Here is a 16,314-nt window from a genome sequence, read left to right as displayed (position 1 = left end):
TCGATCTCCCGGTTCACCGGTTCGGATCGTTTGAATGGCCACCTCGACCGGTGTGGGTTTCTCTTGAGTCGGACCGTAAGAAAGTTCGACCGGGAGGTGGCCGATGTACAACATGTGCGCCGAGCACGTGGCGACGGAGACCGGCAGTGGCCTCCTGTGGCATGCCCTTGACGGCAACGGCAACACCCTGTGCACGCGGATCTTCATCGCGGCACCGGCATCGGACGGTGCCGGCGACCGTGAGGACTACTGCCGCAGCTGTATGAACGCCGTGGCCGACGCGGACTCCTGGGAGCCATGAGCGGCGGCACCTCCGTGACTCCTCCATTCACCAGAAGGGCGTGTCGTCATGGCCCGGAACCGTCGTCTGATCCTGACCTCCCCCTCCGAGGTCTGGAGTCTGCTTTCCGACGGACATCGCTACGGGGAGTGGGTGACGGGAACCCAGCAGGTTCTTGCCGCGGACCCGGACTGGCCGGAAGTGGGCGCCCGTCTGCAAGTCCGGGTCGGGGTCGGCTCCTTGACCCTCGACGACACCTGCGTCGTCCGCATCTGCGAACCGCGCCGGCGACTGGAACTGGAGGCGAAGGCAGATCCCTTCGGCGCGGCCCGCATCGCCATGAACCTGATCCCCTGGGGCGAGCACACCCTCGTCATTCTCGACTGGCATCCTCTCCGCGGCCCCGGCACCCGGATGCACGGACTCCCCGTGGACTACGTCGTCGCGATCCGCAACGGCATGATGCTGACGAAGCTCGCCAGGATCGCGGTCCGCGAGCACGGCAGAAGCGTGTGAAGCGCCTGCTCCAGTGAGGGATCACCAGGGACGGAGCGCCCGTACCCGGTCGCCCGCGTGTCACGGCCGCTTCTGCCCTGTCCCGCTCTCCCGCGCCAGGTTCGAGTTCCGGTACGAGTAGCCGAAGTAGATCACCAGGCCGATCGCGAGCCACACCGCGAACCGGAGCCAGGTCTGCCACGCGAGGAACGTGATCAGCCAGAGCGAGAACGCGACACCGATCGCCGGGACGAACGGCATCCCGGGGCAGCGGAACTTCCGCGGCAGGTCCGGCTGCCGGTAGCGCAGCACGATCACCGCGATGCACACCACGACGAACGCCAGCAGAATGCCGATGTTCGTCAGCTCCGCTGCCTCGCCGATCGGCAGGAATCCGGCGATGAGCGCCGAGCCCACCCCGACGATCCACGTCACCCGCACCGGCACGTGCCGCGTCGGATGCGTCTTCGCGAACCAGTGCGGCAGCAGCCCGTCGCGGCTCATCGAGAACCACACCCGTGTCACACCCAGCATGAACGTGAACATCACGGTGAGGATGCCGATGATCGCGCCCACCGCGATGAGGTTCGCGAGACCGGGCAGGCCCACCGACTCGAAGGCCGTGGAGAAGCCGCTCTCCGGGTCGATCTCCGAGTAGTTCTGCATGCCCGTCAGCACCAGACAGGCCAGCACGTACAGCACCATCGAGATCGCCAGCGAGTAGATGATCGCCTTCGGCATGTGGCGCTGTGCGTCCTTGGACTCCTCTGCCGCCGTCGACATGGCGTCGTACCCGAACACCGCGAAGAAGACGGTCGCCGCACCCGTGAACGCCCCGCCGACGCCGTACGGGAAGAACGGGTTGTAGTTGGCGGTGTCGATGTGGAAGAAGCCGACCACGATCACCAGCAGGACGACCAGGACCTTCAACACCACGACGACCGTCTCGAACCGGGCCGCGTTCTTGATCCCGAGGGTGAGCAGGTACGCGGTGAACAGGCACAGGACCACGGCGAACAGATCCACCTGGTGCCCCTCCCCCGTGCCCGGCGCGCCCAGCATCCACGCGGGCAGGTCCACCCCCAGCGCCCCCAGGAGGAAGCCGAAGTAGCCCGAGATGCCGATGGCGACGACGGCCACGATCGCCGTGTACTCCAGCAGCAGGTCCCAGCCGATGAACCAGCCCGCCAGCTCGCCGAGCACGGCATAGCCGTAGGTGTAGGCCGAACCCGCCTTCGGGATCAGGCCCGCGAACTCGGCGTACGAGAAGGCCGCGGCCGCGCTCGCCACGCCCGCGATCAGGAACGAGACGAGCACCGCGGGCCCCGCGGTGCCGTTCGCGACGGCGCCGGCCAAGGCGAAGATGCCGGCGCCGATGATGCCGCCGACACCGATGGCCGTCAGCTGTCCGAGGCCCAGCGTTCTGGAGAGCTGTTCGCTCGGAACGCCTTCTTCGATCTGTTCAATGGGCTTACGGCGCAATACGCCCTGGCCCGTCCGGAGCCCTGCCATGGGTTCACCTCTTCGCAGACTGCTGTCGTCCGATGGCGGCTCATGATGGCCCAGGCCGGCCGGTGGCGGGAGACGACATGCGGTGTCGCTGAGGTGACGTTTCCGGGGAGACTGCCGGACACCGGTTTCACGGACCGGCGCCCGGCCGGTGCTGCGTGGACATTTCCGGGCATCGGTCCCTAGAGGTCCACCGCCGCCATCCCGGCCTCGTCGTAGCGCTCGCCGGCCGGCTCGGGGAGCTCGGCGGCGATGCGTGCGAGGTCGCCCTCGGTCAGCTCGACGTCCAGCGAGGCGGCGTTCTGCTCGAGGTAGGCACGACGCTTGGTGCCCGGGATCGGGACCAGGTCGTCGCCCTGTGCCAGCACCCAGGCGATCGCGAGCTGTGCCGCTGTGACCCCCTTCTCCGCGGCGATCTCCTTGACCTTCTCGGCGAGCGTGAGGTTCGTCTTGAGGTTGTCGCCGGTGAAGCGCGGGCCGCTGCGCCTGAAGTCTCCCGCGTCGAGCTCGTCGGGAGAGGAGAACCGGCCCGCGAGGAAACCGCGCCCCAGCGGTGAGTAGGGGACGAACCCGATGCCGAGCTCACGGCACGTGGGCAGCACCTCGGCCTCCGGGTCGCGGGTCCACAGCGAGTACTCGGTCTGGACGGCCGTGATCGGGTGGACGGCGTTGGCGCGGCGGATCGTCTCCGCCCCCGCCTCACTCAGTCCGATGTGGCGCACCTTGCCCTCCGCGACGAGCTCCGCCAGGGCGCCGACGGTCTCCTCGATCGGCACGCGGGGGTCGACACGGTGCTGGTAGTACAGGTCGATGTAGTCCGTCCCGAGCCGCTCGAGCGATCCGTCGATCGAACTGCGTACGTGTTCCGCGGAACCGTCCTGCCGCCCCACCGTGCTCATGTCACCCGGGACGGCGTCGTCCATCCGGTAGTTGAACTTCGTCGCGATCACGTACTCGTCCCGATGTCCCCTGACCGCGCGTCCCACCAGCGTCTCGTTGGTGAGCGGTCCGTACATCTGCGCGGTGTCGAGGAAGGTGACACCGATCTCGAGGGCGCGCTGGATGGTCCTGACGCCTTCGTCCTCGTCCGTGGAACCGTAGAAAGCGGACATCCCCATGCAGCCGAGACCGAGGGCGGACACCTCAAGGTCCCGAAGCTTGCGCTGCTTCATGTTCGTCGAAGCCTTTCGTTGCGGTCTTGGTCTTCCGTTCGGTGGGCGCGGCGTCCGTGGCTCGTCGCGTGCTTGTGCGGCGCGTCGGCGTCTGTCCGGAGCCCTGGCCCGGCGCTCGGCGCGAAGGCACGGGAGGCCCGGGGCGTCCCTGCACCTTCCCGGTGCGGCCGTGCCATCAACGCTAGGTCTTGGTGTGCACTCCAAGTCAAGAACCGCCCTCCGCCCTGCCGCCGAAGGCGCGCCGGGTCGGCCGGGCTCGAGTCGGAGAGGACGTTTGCGGGTGACCGTGATCCGGAGCAGCGTGGACAGGGACGACGGCGCGGGACCGAGGCGCCGGTTGCCGATCGCCCCCGGCGGGCCGCGCCGGAGCGAGGAGGGAGAGAGCGATGACCACACCCCACCGGGACGCGCCGTCCGTGCCGGTCGCACGACGTCGGCCCGAGACGATCGACAGCGTGATCTGGGAGCCGAGTGAACGCTGGGTGCGTGCCACGAAGGGGGACGTCACGATCGTGGACAGCCGCCGGCCGGTTCTTGTGTGGGAGCCCGGCCGTCCCGTACCGCTGTACGCCTTTCCGGCCGGCGACGTGCGCATGGATCTGCTACGGGAGACCGCACGGCCGGCCAACCCCCGGCGTCATGCGGGCGCGACGCTCTTCTACGATCTCGTGCTCGCCGACGGGACCGTCCCGGCGGCGGCCTGGACCTATCCCGGCGAGGAACTGGCGGGTCACGTCAGTTTCGAATGGTTCGGCCGGGACGTGCTCGACCACTGGTACGAAGAGGACGAGGAGATCTTCGTGCACCCTCGTGATCCCCATAAGCGGGTGGACGCCCTGCCCAGCAGCCGGCACGTCCAGGTGGAGATCGAGGGCACAGTCGTGGCGGACACGCATACGCCCGTCCTGCTGTTCGAGACGCACCTGCCGGTCCGCTACTACTTCCCGCGCGAGGACGTCCGCCTCGACCTGTTCACCCCGACCGGTTCGCTGACCCGCTGCCCGTACAAGGGGGTGGCCACGGACTACTGGTCGTGGGCGGGGAGCGGCGACGTACGGCCCGACATCGCCTGGAGCTACCCCGATCCCCTGCCGGCCGTGGCGATCATCAAGGACCGGGTGGCCTTCTACAACGAGTCCGTCGACATCGTCCTGGACGGCGAGCGCCTGGAACGCCCTGTCTCGTTCTTCAGCACGCCGCCCCACGGGGCGTCCTGACACAGGCGTGGGACACCGTGCCGGGCAGCGCGGTATTCGCCGGCGCGGACGCGCGGCGAGGCCCCGCCGCTCGAGCACGGCAGGGCCTCGCGCCGACGCGCCGGCTTTTCGCGGTGGCGCCTATCGGGCCGTGGCGAAGTTTTGCGTCCAGTAGCTGTCGGGCTGTGCGAGGCCGACGCCGATCTCCTTGAACCCGCAGTCGAGGATGTTGCGCTTGTGACCGGGGCTGGCCATCCAGGCCGCCATGACGCTCTCCGGAGTCGCGTAACCGTAGGCGACGTTCTCGCCGTACGTGCTCCAGCTGTATCCGGCGCGCGTGATCCGGGCGCCCGCGTCGGACCCGTCGGAGCCCGTGTGGGACATGTTCCGGTGGGCTGCCATGTCCTCGCTGTGATCCTGCGCGGCCTTGCTCAGCTTCGCGTTCAACGTCACCGGGGAACATCCGGCCTTGCTGCGCTCACTGTTGACGAGCGCCACGACGCGGGCCACGTCGCCGGACGCAGGCGCCGCCGTGGACGGCGCGGTCGACGGGGTCGTCGACGGCGCGGTCGGCTCGGGTGCTGCCGGCTTGGTCACGGAGGGCTTGGGTGCCACCGGCTTGGGTGCCGCCGGCTTCGACGCGGTCGGCTTCGGCGCCACCGGTTTCGGCGTGGCCGGCTTCCGTGTGGTCGGCGTCGTGGTGGGGCTCGGCGACCCGTGCCCGGCCGGCTTGCGGTCCCACTTGCCCCCGTCCCACCGGCGACCCGACTCGTCCCCGTCCCACCGCTGGCCGTGATGCGCACTCTGCCATCTGTCGTGGGACCGGCTGTCCTGGCTGCCCTGTGTGTCCATACAGGCCATGGCGGCGGAGGGCACGCCCACGGCTGCCACGGCGACAGCGGCGATGGTTATTTTCCGGTAGTGCGTCGTTCTGCGGTGCTTGCTCATGTGTGACCTCAATTGTCATCGCGGAGCGCCACCGAGATCTGTTGGCCCGGGCCCGTCTGTGTGCGACCTGCGGCGGCGCCGTTTGCGGGGCAGCCATTGTTAGGACGGCCGCGCACGGAGGGCAACGAGCGCAACTACTACCGCGGGTCGTAGACCCGGTCCGCCCTTGCCATGGACGCAAGGGCGTGCTGGCCCCGCACACGGAACCTCCCGGACCTTTTGACGCCCCGCCAAATCCCTTTCGACAGCGGGAAGGCGGGCACATGCGCCAGGAGGATCGAAGGCCATCGAACGCCGCGCGGGGGTATGTCCCTACCGAAAGGGACAAATAACCCTATGTCACCAAGCGCGCCTTCTACTATCGCCCCTCCTGATGCCCGGAACCCGCTGTGGCGGATGTCACGGAACCATTGCTTCCGCTTCGCGTTCGGCCCACCACGACAAGGCGGGCCCGCCGCGCGGCGTCGCGCTGCCGCCCCCACCGCCAGGGGTTCCGAGTGCGCTGCGGGCCCTGGCGACAACAGGTCCGCCGCCTCCGCGGCCCCAAAGATCGCCCGTGACGGTGAGTGGCCATACCGGCGGGGGCGAACACGGCCAAAGGCCGGCGGGCGGGCTCGTAGCCGCGTCCTGGACAGGGCACATTCGGGTGTCCGCAGACCGACCCGGTGGGGCAGGACGGCGACGTACGCTGGAGCGCATGACCGAGCGCAAACCGCCAGGCGTCAGCTTCGAGTCCTGGGTCGACAAACAGATCCGCGAAGCCGCGGAGCGCGGCGAGTTCCGTGATCTGCCCGGTTTCGGCAGGCCTCTTCCCGCCACCGGTGACGCGTACGACGAGATGTGGTGGATCAAGGGGAAGATGCACCGCGAGGGGCTCGGTTTCCTGCCTCCGACGCTCGCGCTGCGCAAAGAGGCGGAAGAGGCCCTGGAGAAAATCGCGCGGGCACCGTCGGAGTCCACGGTGCGGCGCATCGTGGAGGACATCAACCAGAAGATCGCGGCAGCGATCCGCCGACCACCACCAGGCCCGCCCCTCGGGCTGAAGCCCTACGACGTGGAAACCGTCGTCGACGAGTGGCGGCGCGGCCGCACCTGAGCAGCCGCACCGGAACAGCGCGGCCACGCCCTGAGACCGCGGAGCGCTGAAGCCTCGACTCGCCGCCCCGGCCGGGACCGCAGCGGCACCGCCCCATCAGGCCGGCTCGGCCCCCAGCCACGACGCGACCGCCCGCGCTATCGGCAGCCCTGTCTCCAGCTCCACGAAGCCGAACTGCCCGCCCTGGTTGCACTCGAGGAACCACCACGTGCCCGTCGAGTCCTCCGCGAAGTCGAAGGCACCGTAAGCGAGTTCGGCCTGCTTCTTGTACGCCTCGACGGCCCTGGCCACCTGGGCCGGCACTTCCACCGGTTCCCACTCGTGGCCCGTGTCCCCGTAACGGCCGTCGACCTGACCCGGCTCCGCCGCCTTGCGCGCGGCGAAGTGCTGGTCCCCCACACTGGTCAACCGGACATCGGCACGCTTGGCGACATAACGCTGCAACAGCGTCGGCGCCGCGGCCACCCCGGAGAAGTCGGCGTCCGGCGGCACGAGCGTGGTGGGCAGCGCCATCGGCGGATCCCCGGGCGACTTCCCGGACACCGACTTCACGACCACGTTCCGGTACTGCTCGGCGAATTGACGGGCCATCGACGGATGGGTGGTGAGCAGCGTGGCCGGCACCGGGAAGCCGCTCTGGTGCGCGACACGCAACTGCCAGGGTTTGCGCCGGGCCTTGGCCGCGGCGCTGGGATGGTTCATCCACCGCGCGCCCGTGCAGTCGAGCATTCCGTACAGGGCGTGGGCGGTCTCGACGCTCAGCCATTCGGACGGTTCGGCGGCGTGTGCCGCCGGTTCACCGGGCCTGCGGATCCAGACGGACCGCAGGCCCTGCATGCTCGCCACACGGCCGCCGATCGACAGATAGCCGCGGAACTCCCCGCGCACGTACTCCGCGGAGAGAGCCCCTGTGCCAGGGAGGTCGGCGGGGTCGAACCGGACGAGCGGGACGCCCTGTTCGTGCAGTTCCGCCACGACCATGTCAGCGGTGACATCCGCCTCGCACGTGAGCACCAGCACTGTCACGTCGCACGCCGGTCAGTCGTCGAAGTGGGTCGCGGAGCCGGCCTTGGAGGTCGTCGTCCCCGCAGCGGCGAGCAGACCCCGGTCCATGATGGCGGGCCTCCCGTCGGGCAGCACGTTCAACTGCAAGGTGGCGTCGTACGCATAGGGCGTGATGCCCGTGGCCGGCTCGGCAGGGCGTGCATAGTTCCACGCGAACGGTTTCATGTCTTTTCCTCCCCTGCCCGTGCGCGCCTGCCCGGGCTCCTCATGTGACAGTACGTGTTTGAGAAGTAATGGTTTCATTACGCACCGTGACCATGTGAATGCTGTTCCTCTACGGCTCCCCCACCTGAGGCCACCGGCCGACAGCTCCGCGGCGGCACCCCCGCCACCCCTTCGCTGCCTTCCGCTGCCTCCCGGCGCCGTCAAGACAGACGCACCATCAGCCCCACAGGTTTCACACCATGGCCCCAACGTGACCGAGGCGACACTCCAAACCTCCTCGATTCAGGACATCCCGGCGAACGGGTGGGCCGACGGGTGTCGGAGCTTCACGTCGCGCCGTCGGGGCAAGCGTTCGTCGAGGATTCCGTTTTCCATGGATCGGCAAGGATTGGTGAACTGATGAGCGAATATGAGCGTTCCCACACGATGCCCGCTCTCCCCGAGCATGTCTACGACCAGGCGGCCCGCGTGGACCAGCTCGACAGCTGGCTGCCCGAGGCCCTGCACGTCAGGGCCGAGGAACTGCCCGCGGTCACCGTGCACGAGGACCGCACGGACGAGGACACCCCCGCGCTCCTGAAGGCCGAGAAGGACCAGATGCGGGTCGAGTGGGGCACGCGGAACGGGGGCGCCTACGCCGGATGGCTCCAGGTCGCCGGAATCGGCTCCGGCGCCAGCGAGGTCACCGTCCACCTGTCGTTCTTCGACGAGTCGCACGACCCCGGTGAGAAGGCCGTGAACGACGCCCTCGACCAGAGCCTGAGGCGGCTCGAGGAGCAGGTGCGGATCAGGATCGAAGGCGCCGCCGGCTGAACCACCGCTGGGAGCGGAGGATGCCGCCGGGCGAGCCACCGGTGGCCGCGCGGGCCGAAGGCGCGCAGCCGTCCCCGTGGCGCGCCGTGACCGTGCCCTGCCCGCGCCGCCGGACGCGTCAGCGCGACAGGGTGACGGCGGCGTCCGCGAGGACGGACAGCACTCCCATGCCGTGCTTTGTGCGGCGTCGGCACCTGAAGTGCCGGGCCCGGCAGAGATCCGCCGCCGCCGGGAACCGCCCCCCCCCGGCCGAGGTCCACCGCCGGCCGGGGCAGGTCAGAGCGAGCAGCGTTCCAGCGCCTCGCGGGCCGCGTCCTGCGCCGCCCGGCGGTCCTCGTCGACGAGACCGATGCGGGTCCGCCGGTCCAGCACGTCCGATGCGTCGAGGGCGCCCTCGTGCCGTACCGCCCAGACGAGTTCGGCCCTGGTGACGGGGTGGCCCGGGACGACGGGCGCGGCCAGGACCGGGTCCGCGAGGCCGAGGGCGTGGACGGCGGGTGCCTCCACTCCGTAGCGGCGGACCAGGCGCCGGGGCGCTTCCAGGCGGGCGAGCACGCCCGCCGGGGCGGCCCCCACGAGCGGCAGGCCGGCGGTGCGGCTGGGGCCGGCGCTCACGCCGCCGGAGACGAGTGCGGCGTCCACCGCGTCCTGGGCCATGCGCCGGTACGTGGTGAGCTTGCCGCCGACGACGGTGACGACACCGCCGGCCGAGGTGAGGATCGCGTGCCTGCGGGAGATGTCGGCCGTCCGGCCGGGTCCGGCGGAGCCTGCCGCCGGGCCGGTGTCCAGGAGCGGCCGCAGGCCGGCGAAGGCGCCGACCACGTCGTCGCGGCGCAGGGGTACGTCGAGGGCCGAGCCGAGGACGTCGAGAAGGAAGCCGATGTCCGTCTCCGGCACGTCCGGCACGTCGGGCACCGGCCCTTCGACCGGTTCGTCGGTGAGTCCGACGTACACCCGGCCGTCGCCCTGCGGCAGGACGAGGACGAAACGGTTGGACTCCCCGGGGATCGGGATGTGCATGCCGGCGGTGAGGCCGCCCAAGTCCTCGGAGCGCAGTACGAGATGGGTGCCGCGGGAGGGTCGCAGCCGGACGTCGTCGACCAGGCCGCCCGCCCATACGCCTGCGGCGTTGATGACGGTGCGGGCCCGGATCTCCAGTTCCTCACCGGTGAGTTCGTCGCGGACGCGGGCGCCGGTTCCGCTCACGGCGAGCGCGCGGGTCCGGGTGAGGATGTGGGCGCCGTGGGCGGCTGCGGTCCTGGCGACGGCGGTCACCAGGCGGGCGTCGTCGGTAAGTTGGCCGTCCCAGGAGAGCAGGCCGCCGCGCAGCCCCGTCGGCCGGAGCACGGGCGCCATGTGCCGGGTCTCGACGGCGGAGAGCGTGCGGGGTCCGGGGAGGGTGGTGCGCGAGGTGCGGGCGGAGGCCCGCAGGAGGTCGCCGGCGCGCAGCCCCGCCCAGGTCACGGCGGCCTGGCCGCGGGAGACGAGAGGGGTGAGCGGCAGGACGAAGGGCTGCGGGCGTACGAGGTGGGGGGCGGTGCGTTCCATGAGTATGCCGCGCTCGACGGCGCTCTCGTGGGCCACGTCGAGGTGGCCGGTGGCAAGGTAGCGCAGGCCTCCGTGGATGAGTTTGGAGCTCCAGCGTGAGGTGCCGAAGGCGAGGTCGTGGGCGTCGATCGCGGCGACGGTGAGTCCGCGGGAGGCGGCGTCGAGGGCGGCTCCGGCGCCGGTGGCTCCGAGACCGACGACGAGGACGTCGACGGTGGCCCCTTCGGCGAGCCGGGCCAGTTCGCGGCTGCGGCGTCCGGCGTTCAGGGACGCCGCCCGCGGTGCTTGGAGCGGGGGCCCGGCTGCCGCCCCGGCGGCACGGTCCGGGCGGCTCGAACGGCTCGGGCGGCTCATGGTGTGAGGGTCCTCTCCAGGATGGTCCGCAGGTCGTCGAGGAAGGCCGTGTCGGCGAGTTCGGGCTCGTCCTCCTCGGTCATGGTGCGCAGGGAGAGCGCGAAGGACTGCACGACGAGCAGCAACGAGCGGGCCTGCCGGTCGGGGTGGGATCTGCGCACCGAGCCGTCGGCGTGGCCCTCTGCCAGGCCGCCCGCGATGAGTCCCAGCAGCGCGTCCTGGCTGGCGCCGCGCCGGTCGAGGATGTACGGGAGCAGCAGCTCGGGGTCCACGTCGATGATCTTGTGGAAGAGCGGGTGGGCGCGGAAGGCGGTGACGCCGCCGACCAGGCCCTCGACCAGCCTCTGTCGTGCGGGTGCGCCTGGTTCCGGTTCGGGCATGGCGCCGACGGCGAGGGCGATCCACTCCCTGGTCATCAGGTCGCCGACGAGGGTGCGCACGTCGGGCCAGCGGCGGTACAGGGTCATGCGGGAGACTCCTGCGCGCCGGGCGACGTCGGTGAGGGTGGTCCGGCGTACGCCGACGGCGAGGACGCAGTCGCGGGCCGCGTCGAGGACGGCATCTCCGTCCGAGTGGTTGTGACGAATGGGCGTCATCTGTCACAGTGTAATGCAGTGCAGGCCGCGCGGCAGTACGCCCCGCGAACCCCCCGCGTAACCGATGGTGAGGAACAGCCCCAGTGGACATGTTGTGGAGCGGCTGGGGCGACCCGGCCAAGGCAGCCCCGCTGCCGGACACGGTGACCGGCCTGCTGCGCGATCTGCTCGGCGTGACACCGCGCGAAAGCGGCCCTGCCTCGCTCGAGGCGATCGACGTTCCGCCGTCCGCGCTCACCGCCGCCGCACGCGCGGCGCTCACCGAGTGCGTGGGCGGGGACGCGTATGTGCGCACCGACGCGGAGAGCCGTGTCCGGCACACCCGTGGCAAGTCCACACCCGACCTGCTGCGCATCCGGGCCGGCGAGGTCGACGACATCCCGGCGGCCGTCGTGCTGCCGGGCAGCCACGACGAGGTGACGGCCGTCCTGCGGGCGTGCGCCGAACACGCGGTGGCCGTCGTCCCCTTCGGCGGCGGCACGTCCGTCGTCGGCGGGCTGGCCCCCGAGGGCAAGCACTGCTTCGTCGCGCTGGACCTGCGCCGGCTCGACGCGCTGCTCTCCGTCGACGAGATCTCCCGCACGGCGGTCCTCCAGCCGGGCATGCGCGCACCGCGGTGCGAGGAACTGCTCGGCGAGCTGGGCTGGACGCTCGGCCACTTCCCGCAGTCCTACGAGTGGGCCTCCGTGGGCGGTTTCGCCGCGGCCCGCTCCAGCGGCCAGGCTTCCGCCGGCTACGGCCGCTTCGACGAGATGGTGCTCGGCCTCACCCTCGCCACCCCGGAAGGAACCCTGGAGGTCGGGCGGGCCCCGCGCTCCGCCGCCGGCCCCGACCTGCGGCAGCTCGTCCTCGGCTCCGAGGGCGCTCTCGGGGTGATCACCTCCGTGACCGTACGCATCCGGCCGCTGCCGGAGACCCGGGTCTACGAGGGCTGGCGCTTCGCGTCGTTCGAGGCCGGCGCCGCGGCCCTGCGCAGGCTCGCCCAGGACGGCCCCCGTCCGACCGTGCTGCGACTGTCGGACGAGACGGAGACCTTCGTGGGCCTGGCCCAGCCGGACCGGATCGGCAGTACGCAGGAGGGCGGGACACCCGCCGGCTGTATGGCGATCGCCGGCTACGAGGGCACCGCGCGGGACACCGCCGACCGGCGCGCCCGGGCCCGGGAGGTGCTGCTCGCCTGCGGTGGCGAGTACGTCGGCGAAGAGCCCGGCGAGCGCTGGGCGCACGGCCGGTACGACGCGCCCTACCTGCGCGACTCGCTGCTCGACGCGGGCGCCTTCGCGGAGACGCTGGAGACGGCGTGCTTCTGGTCCGCCCTGCCGGGGCTCTACGAGGCGGTGCGCCAGGCGCTCACCGGCACGCTGACCGAGGCCGGAACTCCTCCCCTGGTGATGTGCCACATCTCCCATGTGTACGAGAACGGCGCGTCGTTGTACTTCACCGTCGTCAGCGCGCAGGGGGACGACCCGGTGGCTCACTGGGCGCCGGCGAAGCGGGCCGCCAACGACGCGATCATCGCGGCCGGGGGCACCATCAGCCACCACCACGGCGTCGGCACCGACCACCGCGACTGGTACGCGCGGGAGATCGGCCCGCTCGGGGTCCGTATCCTTCAGGCCCTCAAGGCCGAGCTCGACCCGGCCGGGACACTCAACCCCGGCGTGCTCATCCCCGTCCGCTGACCGGCCCCCTGCCTTCCGGAGGCGCATTCATGCGACAGTTCACCGCCGTCGTCAATCCCGCCGCGGGCGGGTCGAGCGGCACGGCGGCCCTGCTCCCGCTGGCCCGCCTCCTGAGGGAGGCCGGGGCACGGTTCGACACGCAGTACAGCCGCAGTCTGGAGCACGCCCAGGAGGTGGCACGGCAGGCCGCCGGGCAGGGGCACGTCGTGCTGGCCGTCGGCGGTGACGGCATGGCCGGCCGCGTCGGCGGGGCGCTCAGCGGCTCCGACGCCGTCTTCGGTGTCGTCCCCGCCGGGCGCGGCAACGACTTCGCCCGGGCGCTCGGCCTGCCCTCACGGACAAAGGAGCTGGCGGACCTGCTGCTGAACGGCCCACCGCGGCCGGTCGACACCATCGAGGTCACCTCCGCCGTCCACGCCGGGACGTCGGTGCTGGGCAGCGTGTACGCGGGCGTGGACGCGGTGGCCAACCACCACGCCAACGCCTCGCGGCTGCTGCGGGGCGCCGCGTCCTACTACGCGGGCGGACTGCGGGCCGTGCTCGGCTGGCGGCCCGCCACATACCGCATAACCGTCGACGGGACCGAGCACGAACGGCGCGGTTACACGGTCGTCGCGGCCAACTCGGGCTTCTACGGCTTCGGTCGCAACATCGCGCCGGGCGCGCGGCTCGACGACGGCCTGCTGGACGTCGTCGTCATCGGTCACGCCCCCAAGCGGCTGTTCTTCGCGATGATGAACGAGCTGAAGACGGGGGCGCACCTCGAGCGCCCGCAGGTGGAGATCCTCAGAGGCAGGGAGATCCGCATCGAGGCCGACCGGAGCGTGCCGTACGGCGCGGACGGCGAGGTCGACGCGGCCCTTCCCGTGACGGTCAGGGTCCAGCCGGGCGCGCTGAACGTGATCTGCTGACGCCGGGCCCGGCCGCACGACCTGCTCGGCGCGACCAGCGACCGGCAGGCGATCATCGGCTTCCGCCCGGACACGGGCAGTGCGCCGGCCGCGCTCTCACCCGACGGTCCCACCGGCGGGACGGGCTCGTGGCCACCGCGTAGTGGCTGTTGAGCGACGCCGGCCGACCGCTCCTGCGGGGCACGGCTGCGACCGTCGGCGCAGTGGGAGGGTTCGGCGGACGTCCGCTGGTTACACGTGCATGGACCCTGTGACGCCGTGATGGTTGTCGCGTCCGGCCGGGCCGGCCGGTGACGGTGCACGAAGTGGAGGTGACCGGTGGCCTTGCGGCGCTGGGCGGCGTGGGAGCTGTCCGCGGTGTGGACCTCCGTACGCAGGGCCGTGACGGAGGCCGGGCCGGAGCGGGACCTGGCGGTCCAGTCGCTGAAGGCCGCCGGCGCCGCCGTCCTCGCGTGGGCGCTGGTCGGCTGGTGGTGGAAGGCGCCGATGGCTCTGATGGCCCCGTGGACGGCGGTGGTCCTCGTGCAGAGCACCGTCTACCGCTCGCTCCGGGCCGGAACACAGCAACTCGTCGTCATCGCGCTCGGCACGTTGCTGGCGACCGGGGCGGCCGCGCTGACCGGCAACACCATGGCGGCGATGGCCCTCGCCCTTCCACCGGCGGTGCTGCTGGGCAACTACTCGCGCTTCGGCGACCAGGGCGTCTACGCGTCGACGACCGCCATCTTCGTGCTCGCGTACAGCTCCTTCTCCGGGACGGCCATCGCCCACCGCCTCTTCGAGGCACTCGTCGGAGCGGTGATCGGCATCGGCGTGAACGCCCTGGTCCTGCCCCCGGTCCACCTCCGCGATGTGCGGGACAGCCTCGACCGGCTCGGCCGTGACAGCACGGATCTGCTGCGCGCCATGGCCGACGACGTGGAGAGCGGCCACGACCGTACGAGCGCCGAGCAGTGGCACGAGGGGGCCCGACGGCTCGGCGGCCCCGTCCAGGACCTGCGCAGCGCCCGCGGGTGGACGCAGGAGAGCTACCGCTTCAATCCGGGGCACCGGCTGCGGCGCCACCCGGCCCCGCCGCCGGGCCACTGGGACACGTACTGGACGGACCTCGCCGACCGGCTCGAGTCGGTCACGGCGACTCTGGTGGACACGACCGGTGAGTGGCGCAGCCTCGCCTCGCCGCCCGAGCCCGCCCTGCGCTGCCTGCCTGAGCTCTTCCGCGCCATGGCGGACGTCTGCGAGGCGGACCGGGCCGCGCTGGCCGTCGCCCCGCCGCTCGACGGCGACGTGCGCAAGGAGGCGATGGGCCGGGCCTGGGAGGCCCATCGCCTGCTCAAGCGCCACCTGCTGGCGCACGACCATGAGACGGCGACCGCGGTGGGCGGGCTCGCGGCCCAGACACAGCAGCTGCTGTACGCGTTGGAGGCCGGACCCGCTCCGGCCCGGCAGGCGTGAGGCCCCGCCGGCGCCTGCCCGCCGCGTCCGGAACGTCCTCATGCCCGGCCCGGCCGGTGCCCGGACGTCTCAGCAGGCCCAGTCCTTGCCGGGGTCGAGGTCGCCGCCCTGGCGGCGCTGGGTGAACGAGAACCAGTTGCCCGAGTCGTCGCGGAAGATCGCCTCGGTGCCGTAAGGGCGCTCCTGCGGCTCCTGGAGGAACTCCACGCCGCGTGCCTTGAGCCTCTCGTAATCGCCGTGGATGTCGTCGGTGGCCAGGACACCCGCGCCGAGGACGCCTTTGGAGACGAGGGTCGTCATGGCCTCGGCGGACTCGGGGTCCATGGAGGACGCGGTCGGCACCATCAGGGTCAGCTCCACATCGGGCTGGTCCTTGGCGCCCACCGTCAGCCAGCGCATGCCTCCCTCGCCCATGGTCATGTCCGTACGCACCTCGAGGCCGAGCTTTTGCGTGTAGAACTCCTTCGCGCGGTCCTGGTCGAGCACCCAGACGGTGGAGATGGCGAGGCCCTTGATCATTTCGTGCTCCTGGATGAGAGGTTTCTGCGGCCCTGCCACCGTAGGCAGCGGGGGCCTCAGCCTGCTTCTTCAGAATTGCTGGGCCTGTCCGGAACACGGGACGGGGAGAAACCGCCGGCCCAGAGCATCGCGTAGCACCCGGGGATGAGGGCGGCGCCGCGGCCCACGTGCCTGGCGCGGTACTCGCTCGGTGAGAGTCCGGTCTGCTTCTTGAAACGGGCGGAGAACGTGCCGAGGCTGGTGAAGCCGACGAGCGTGCAGATCTCGGTGACGGAGAGGTTCGCGGTGCGGAGCATCTCCTCCGCCCGTTCGACCCGGCGGCGGGACAGGTACTGGCCGGGTGTCTGCCCGTAGACGGCTTTGAAGGCGCGGACGAAGTGGTAGCGGGAGTATCCGGCGTGGGCGGCGATCGCGTCGAGATCGAGCGGCTCGGCCCAGTCGCGGTCCATCGCGTCCTTCGCGAGGCGCAGCTGCCGTAGATGAGCCGGGTTCGTCACGGTCCCCATGCTG

Annotated in this window: 17 protein-coding genes; 8 read left to right on the top strand and 9 right to left on the bottom strand. The window is 71.2% G+C overall.

Going from position 1 to position 16,314, the window contains the following annotated elements; translation table 11 throughout:
* The first annotated feature begins 103 nt into the window (after nucleotides 1-103).
* A complete protein-coding gene (locus ACTMTU_RS06780; RefSeq protein ID WP_441262536.1) occupies nucleotides 104-301 on the top strand; it encodes a hypothetical protein in 198 nt (65 codons plus the stop codon).
* Nucleotides 302-349: 48 nt separating this feature from the next.
* Nucleotides 350-796, top strand: a complete 447-nt coding sequence (locus ACTMTU_RS06775; RefSeq protein WP_441262535.1) for an SRPBCC family protein — start codon at nucleotides 350-352, stop codon at nucleotides 794-796.
* Nucleotides 797-856: 60 nt separating this feature from the next.
* Here the strand turns inward: ACTMTU_RS06775 and ACTMTU_RS06770 are convergent, their stop codons facing one another.
* Together ACTMTU_RS06770 and ACTMTU_RS06765 are read right to left on the bottom strand one after the other, a co-directional pair.
* Nucleotides 857-2,287 carry an amino acid permease gene (locus tag ACTMTU_RS06770; protein ID WP_441262534.1) on the bottom strand — a complete coding sequence of 477 codons (1,431 nt, stop codon included), beginning with the start codon at nucleotides 2,285-2,287 and terminating at the stop codon, nucleotides 857-859.
* A gap of 179 nt (nucleotides 2,288-2,466) precedes the next feature.
* Nucleotides 2,467-3,456, bottom strand: a complete 990-nt coding sequence (locus ACTMTU_RS06765) for an aldo/keto reductase (RefSeq protein WP_441262533.1) — start codon at nucleotides 3,454-3,456, stop codon at nucleotides 2,467-2,469.
* Nucleotides 3,457-3,842: 386 nt separating this feature from the next.
* Here ACTMTU_RS06765 and ACTMTU_RS06760 point away from each other — a divergent pair, with 386 nt between their 5' ends.
* Entirely contained in the window at nucleotides 3,843-4,673 is an 831-nt protein-coding gene (locus ACTMTU_RS06760; RefSeq protein ID WP_441262532.1) for a DUF427 domain-containing protein, read from the top strand.
* Nucleotides 4,674-4,793: 120 nt separating this feature from the next.
* On the opposite strand, the gene ACTMTU_RS06755 is transcribed toward ACTMTU_RS06760, so the two are convergent.
* On the bottom strand, nucleotides 4,794-5,600 hold the full coding sequence (locus tag ACTMTU_RS06755; protein WP_441262531.1) for a CAP domain-containing protein: 807 nt from the start codon (nucleotides 5,598-5,600) through the stop codon (nucleotides 4,794-4,796).
* A 697-nt stretch (nucleotides 5,601-6,297) separates the two neighbouring features.
* On the opposite strand from ACTMTU_RS06755, the gene ACTMTU_RS06750 reads away from it, so the two are divergent.
* Nucleotides 6,298-6,696 (top strand): DUF1992 domain-containing protein, encoded by a 399-nt coding sequence (locus tag ACTMTU_RS06750; protein WP_441262530.1) that lies wholly within the window; start codon nucleotides 6,298-6,300, stop codon nucleotides 6,694-6,696.
* A gap of 96 nt (nucleotides 6,697-6,792) precedes the next feature.
* On the opposite strand, the gene tgmB is transcribed toward ACTMTU_RS06750, so the two are convergent.
* Together tgmB and tgmA are read right to left on the bottom strand one after the other, a co-directional pair.
* The gene (tgmB, locus tag ACTMTU_RS06745) at nucleotides 6,793-7,722 is read right to left on the bottom strand and encodes an ATP-grasp ribosomal peptide maturase (RefSeq protein ID WP_441262529.1); all 930 of its coding nucleotides are present in this window, start codon (nucleotides 7,720-7,722) and stop codon (nucleotides 6,793-6,795) included.
* Nucleotides 7,723-7,734: 12 nt separating this feature from the next.
* The gene (tgmA, locus tag ACTMTU_RS06740) at nucleotides 7,735-7,926 is read right to left on the bottom strand and encodes a putative ATP-grasp-modified RiPP (RefSeq protein ID WP_441262528.1); all 192 of its coding nucleotides are present in this window, start codon (nucleotides 7,924-7,926) and stop codon (nucleotides 7,735-7,737) included.
* A gap of 399 nt (nucleotides 7,927-8,325) precedes the next feature.
* Between tgmA and ACTMTU_RS06735 the strand changes: the two genes are divergently transcribed.
* Nucleotides 8,326-8,739, top strand: a complete 414-nt coding sequence (locus ACTMTU_RS06735; protein WP_441262527.1) for an SRPBCC family protein — start codon at nucleotides 8,326-8,328, stop codon at nucleotides 8,737-8,739.
* Nucleotides 8,740-9,015: 276 nt separating this feature from the next.
* Here the strand turns inward: ACTMTU_RS06735 and ACTMTU_RS06730 are convergent, their stop codons facing one another.
* Nucleotides 9,016-10,641: a glycerol-3-phosphate dehydrogenase/oxidase gene (locus tag ACTMTU_RS06730; RefSeq protein WP_441262526.1), complete on the bottom strand. Its 1,626-nt coding sequence runs from the start codon at nucleotides 10,639-10,641 to the stop codon at nucleotides 9,016-9,018.
* On the bottom strand, nucleotides 10,638-11,237 hold the full coding sequence (locus ACTMTU_RS06725; protein ID WP_441262525.1) for a TetR/AcrR family transcriptional regulator: 600 nt from the start codon (nucleotides 11,235-11,237) through the stop codon (nucleotides 10,638-10,640). Before ACTMTU_RS06725 ends, ACTMTU_RS06730 begins: the two co-directional genes overlap by 4 nt.
* Before the next feature lie 83 nt (nucleotides 11,238-11,320).
* Here ACTMTU_RS06725 and ACTMTU_RS06720 point away from each other — a divergent pair, with 83 nt between their 5' ends.
* From ACTMTU_RS06720 to ACTMTU_RS06710, 3 genes are all read left to right on the top strand, one after another.
* Complete coding sequence (locus ACTMTU_RS06720) at nucleotides 11,321-12,919, top strand: FAD-binding oxidoreductase (protein WP_441262524.1); 1,599 nt, start codon at nucleotides 11,321-11,323, stop codon at nucleotides 12,917-12,919.
* Nucleotides 12,920-12,948: 29 nt separating this feature from the next.
* Complete coding sequence (locus tag ACTMTU_RS06715) at nucleotides 12,949-13,830, top strand: diacylglycerol/lipid kinase family protein (protein ID WP_441262523.1); 882 nt, start codon at nucleotides 12,949-12,951, stop codon at nucleotides 13,828-13,830.
* A 318-nt stretch (nucleotides 13,831-14,148) separates the two neighbouring features.
* A complete protein-coding gene (locus ACTMTU_RS06710) occupies nucleotides 14,149-15,285 on the top strand; it encodes an FUSC family protein (protein ID WP_441262522.1) in 1,137 nt (378 codons plus the stop codon).
* A 69-nt stretch (nucleotides 15,286-15,354) separates the two neighbouring features.
* On the opposite strand, the gene ACTMTU_RS06705 is transcribed toward ACTMTU_RS06710, so the two are convergent.
* Nucleotides 15,355-15,804 (bottom strand): VOC family protein, encoded by a 450-nt coding sequence (locus tag ACTMTU_RS06705; RefSeq protein ID WP_441262521.1) that lies wholly within the window; start codon nucleotides 15,802-15,804, stop codon nucleotides 15,355-15,357.
* A gap of 56 nt (nucleotides 15,805-15,860) precedes the next feature.
* Nucleotides 15,861-16,310, bottom strand: a complete 450-nt coding sequence (locus ACTMTU_RS06700; RefSeq protein WP_441262520.1) for a helix-turn-helix transcriptional regulator — start codon at nucleotides 16,308-16,310, stop codon at nucleotides 15,861-15,863.
* Nucleotides 16,311-16,314: the final 4 nt, after the last annotated feature.

The organism is Streptomyces sp. OZ13, assembly GCF_052068155.1.
Lineage (GTDB): Bacteria > Actinomycetota > Actinomycetes > Streptomycetales > Streptomycetaceae > Streptomyces.
This window is presented reverse-complemented; position numbering and strand designations above follow the sequence as displayed.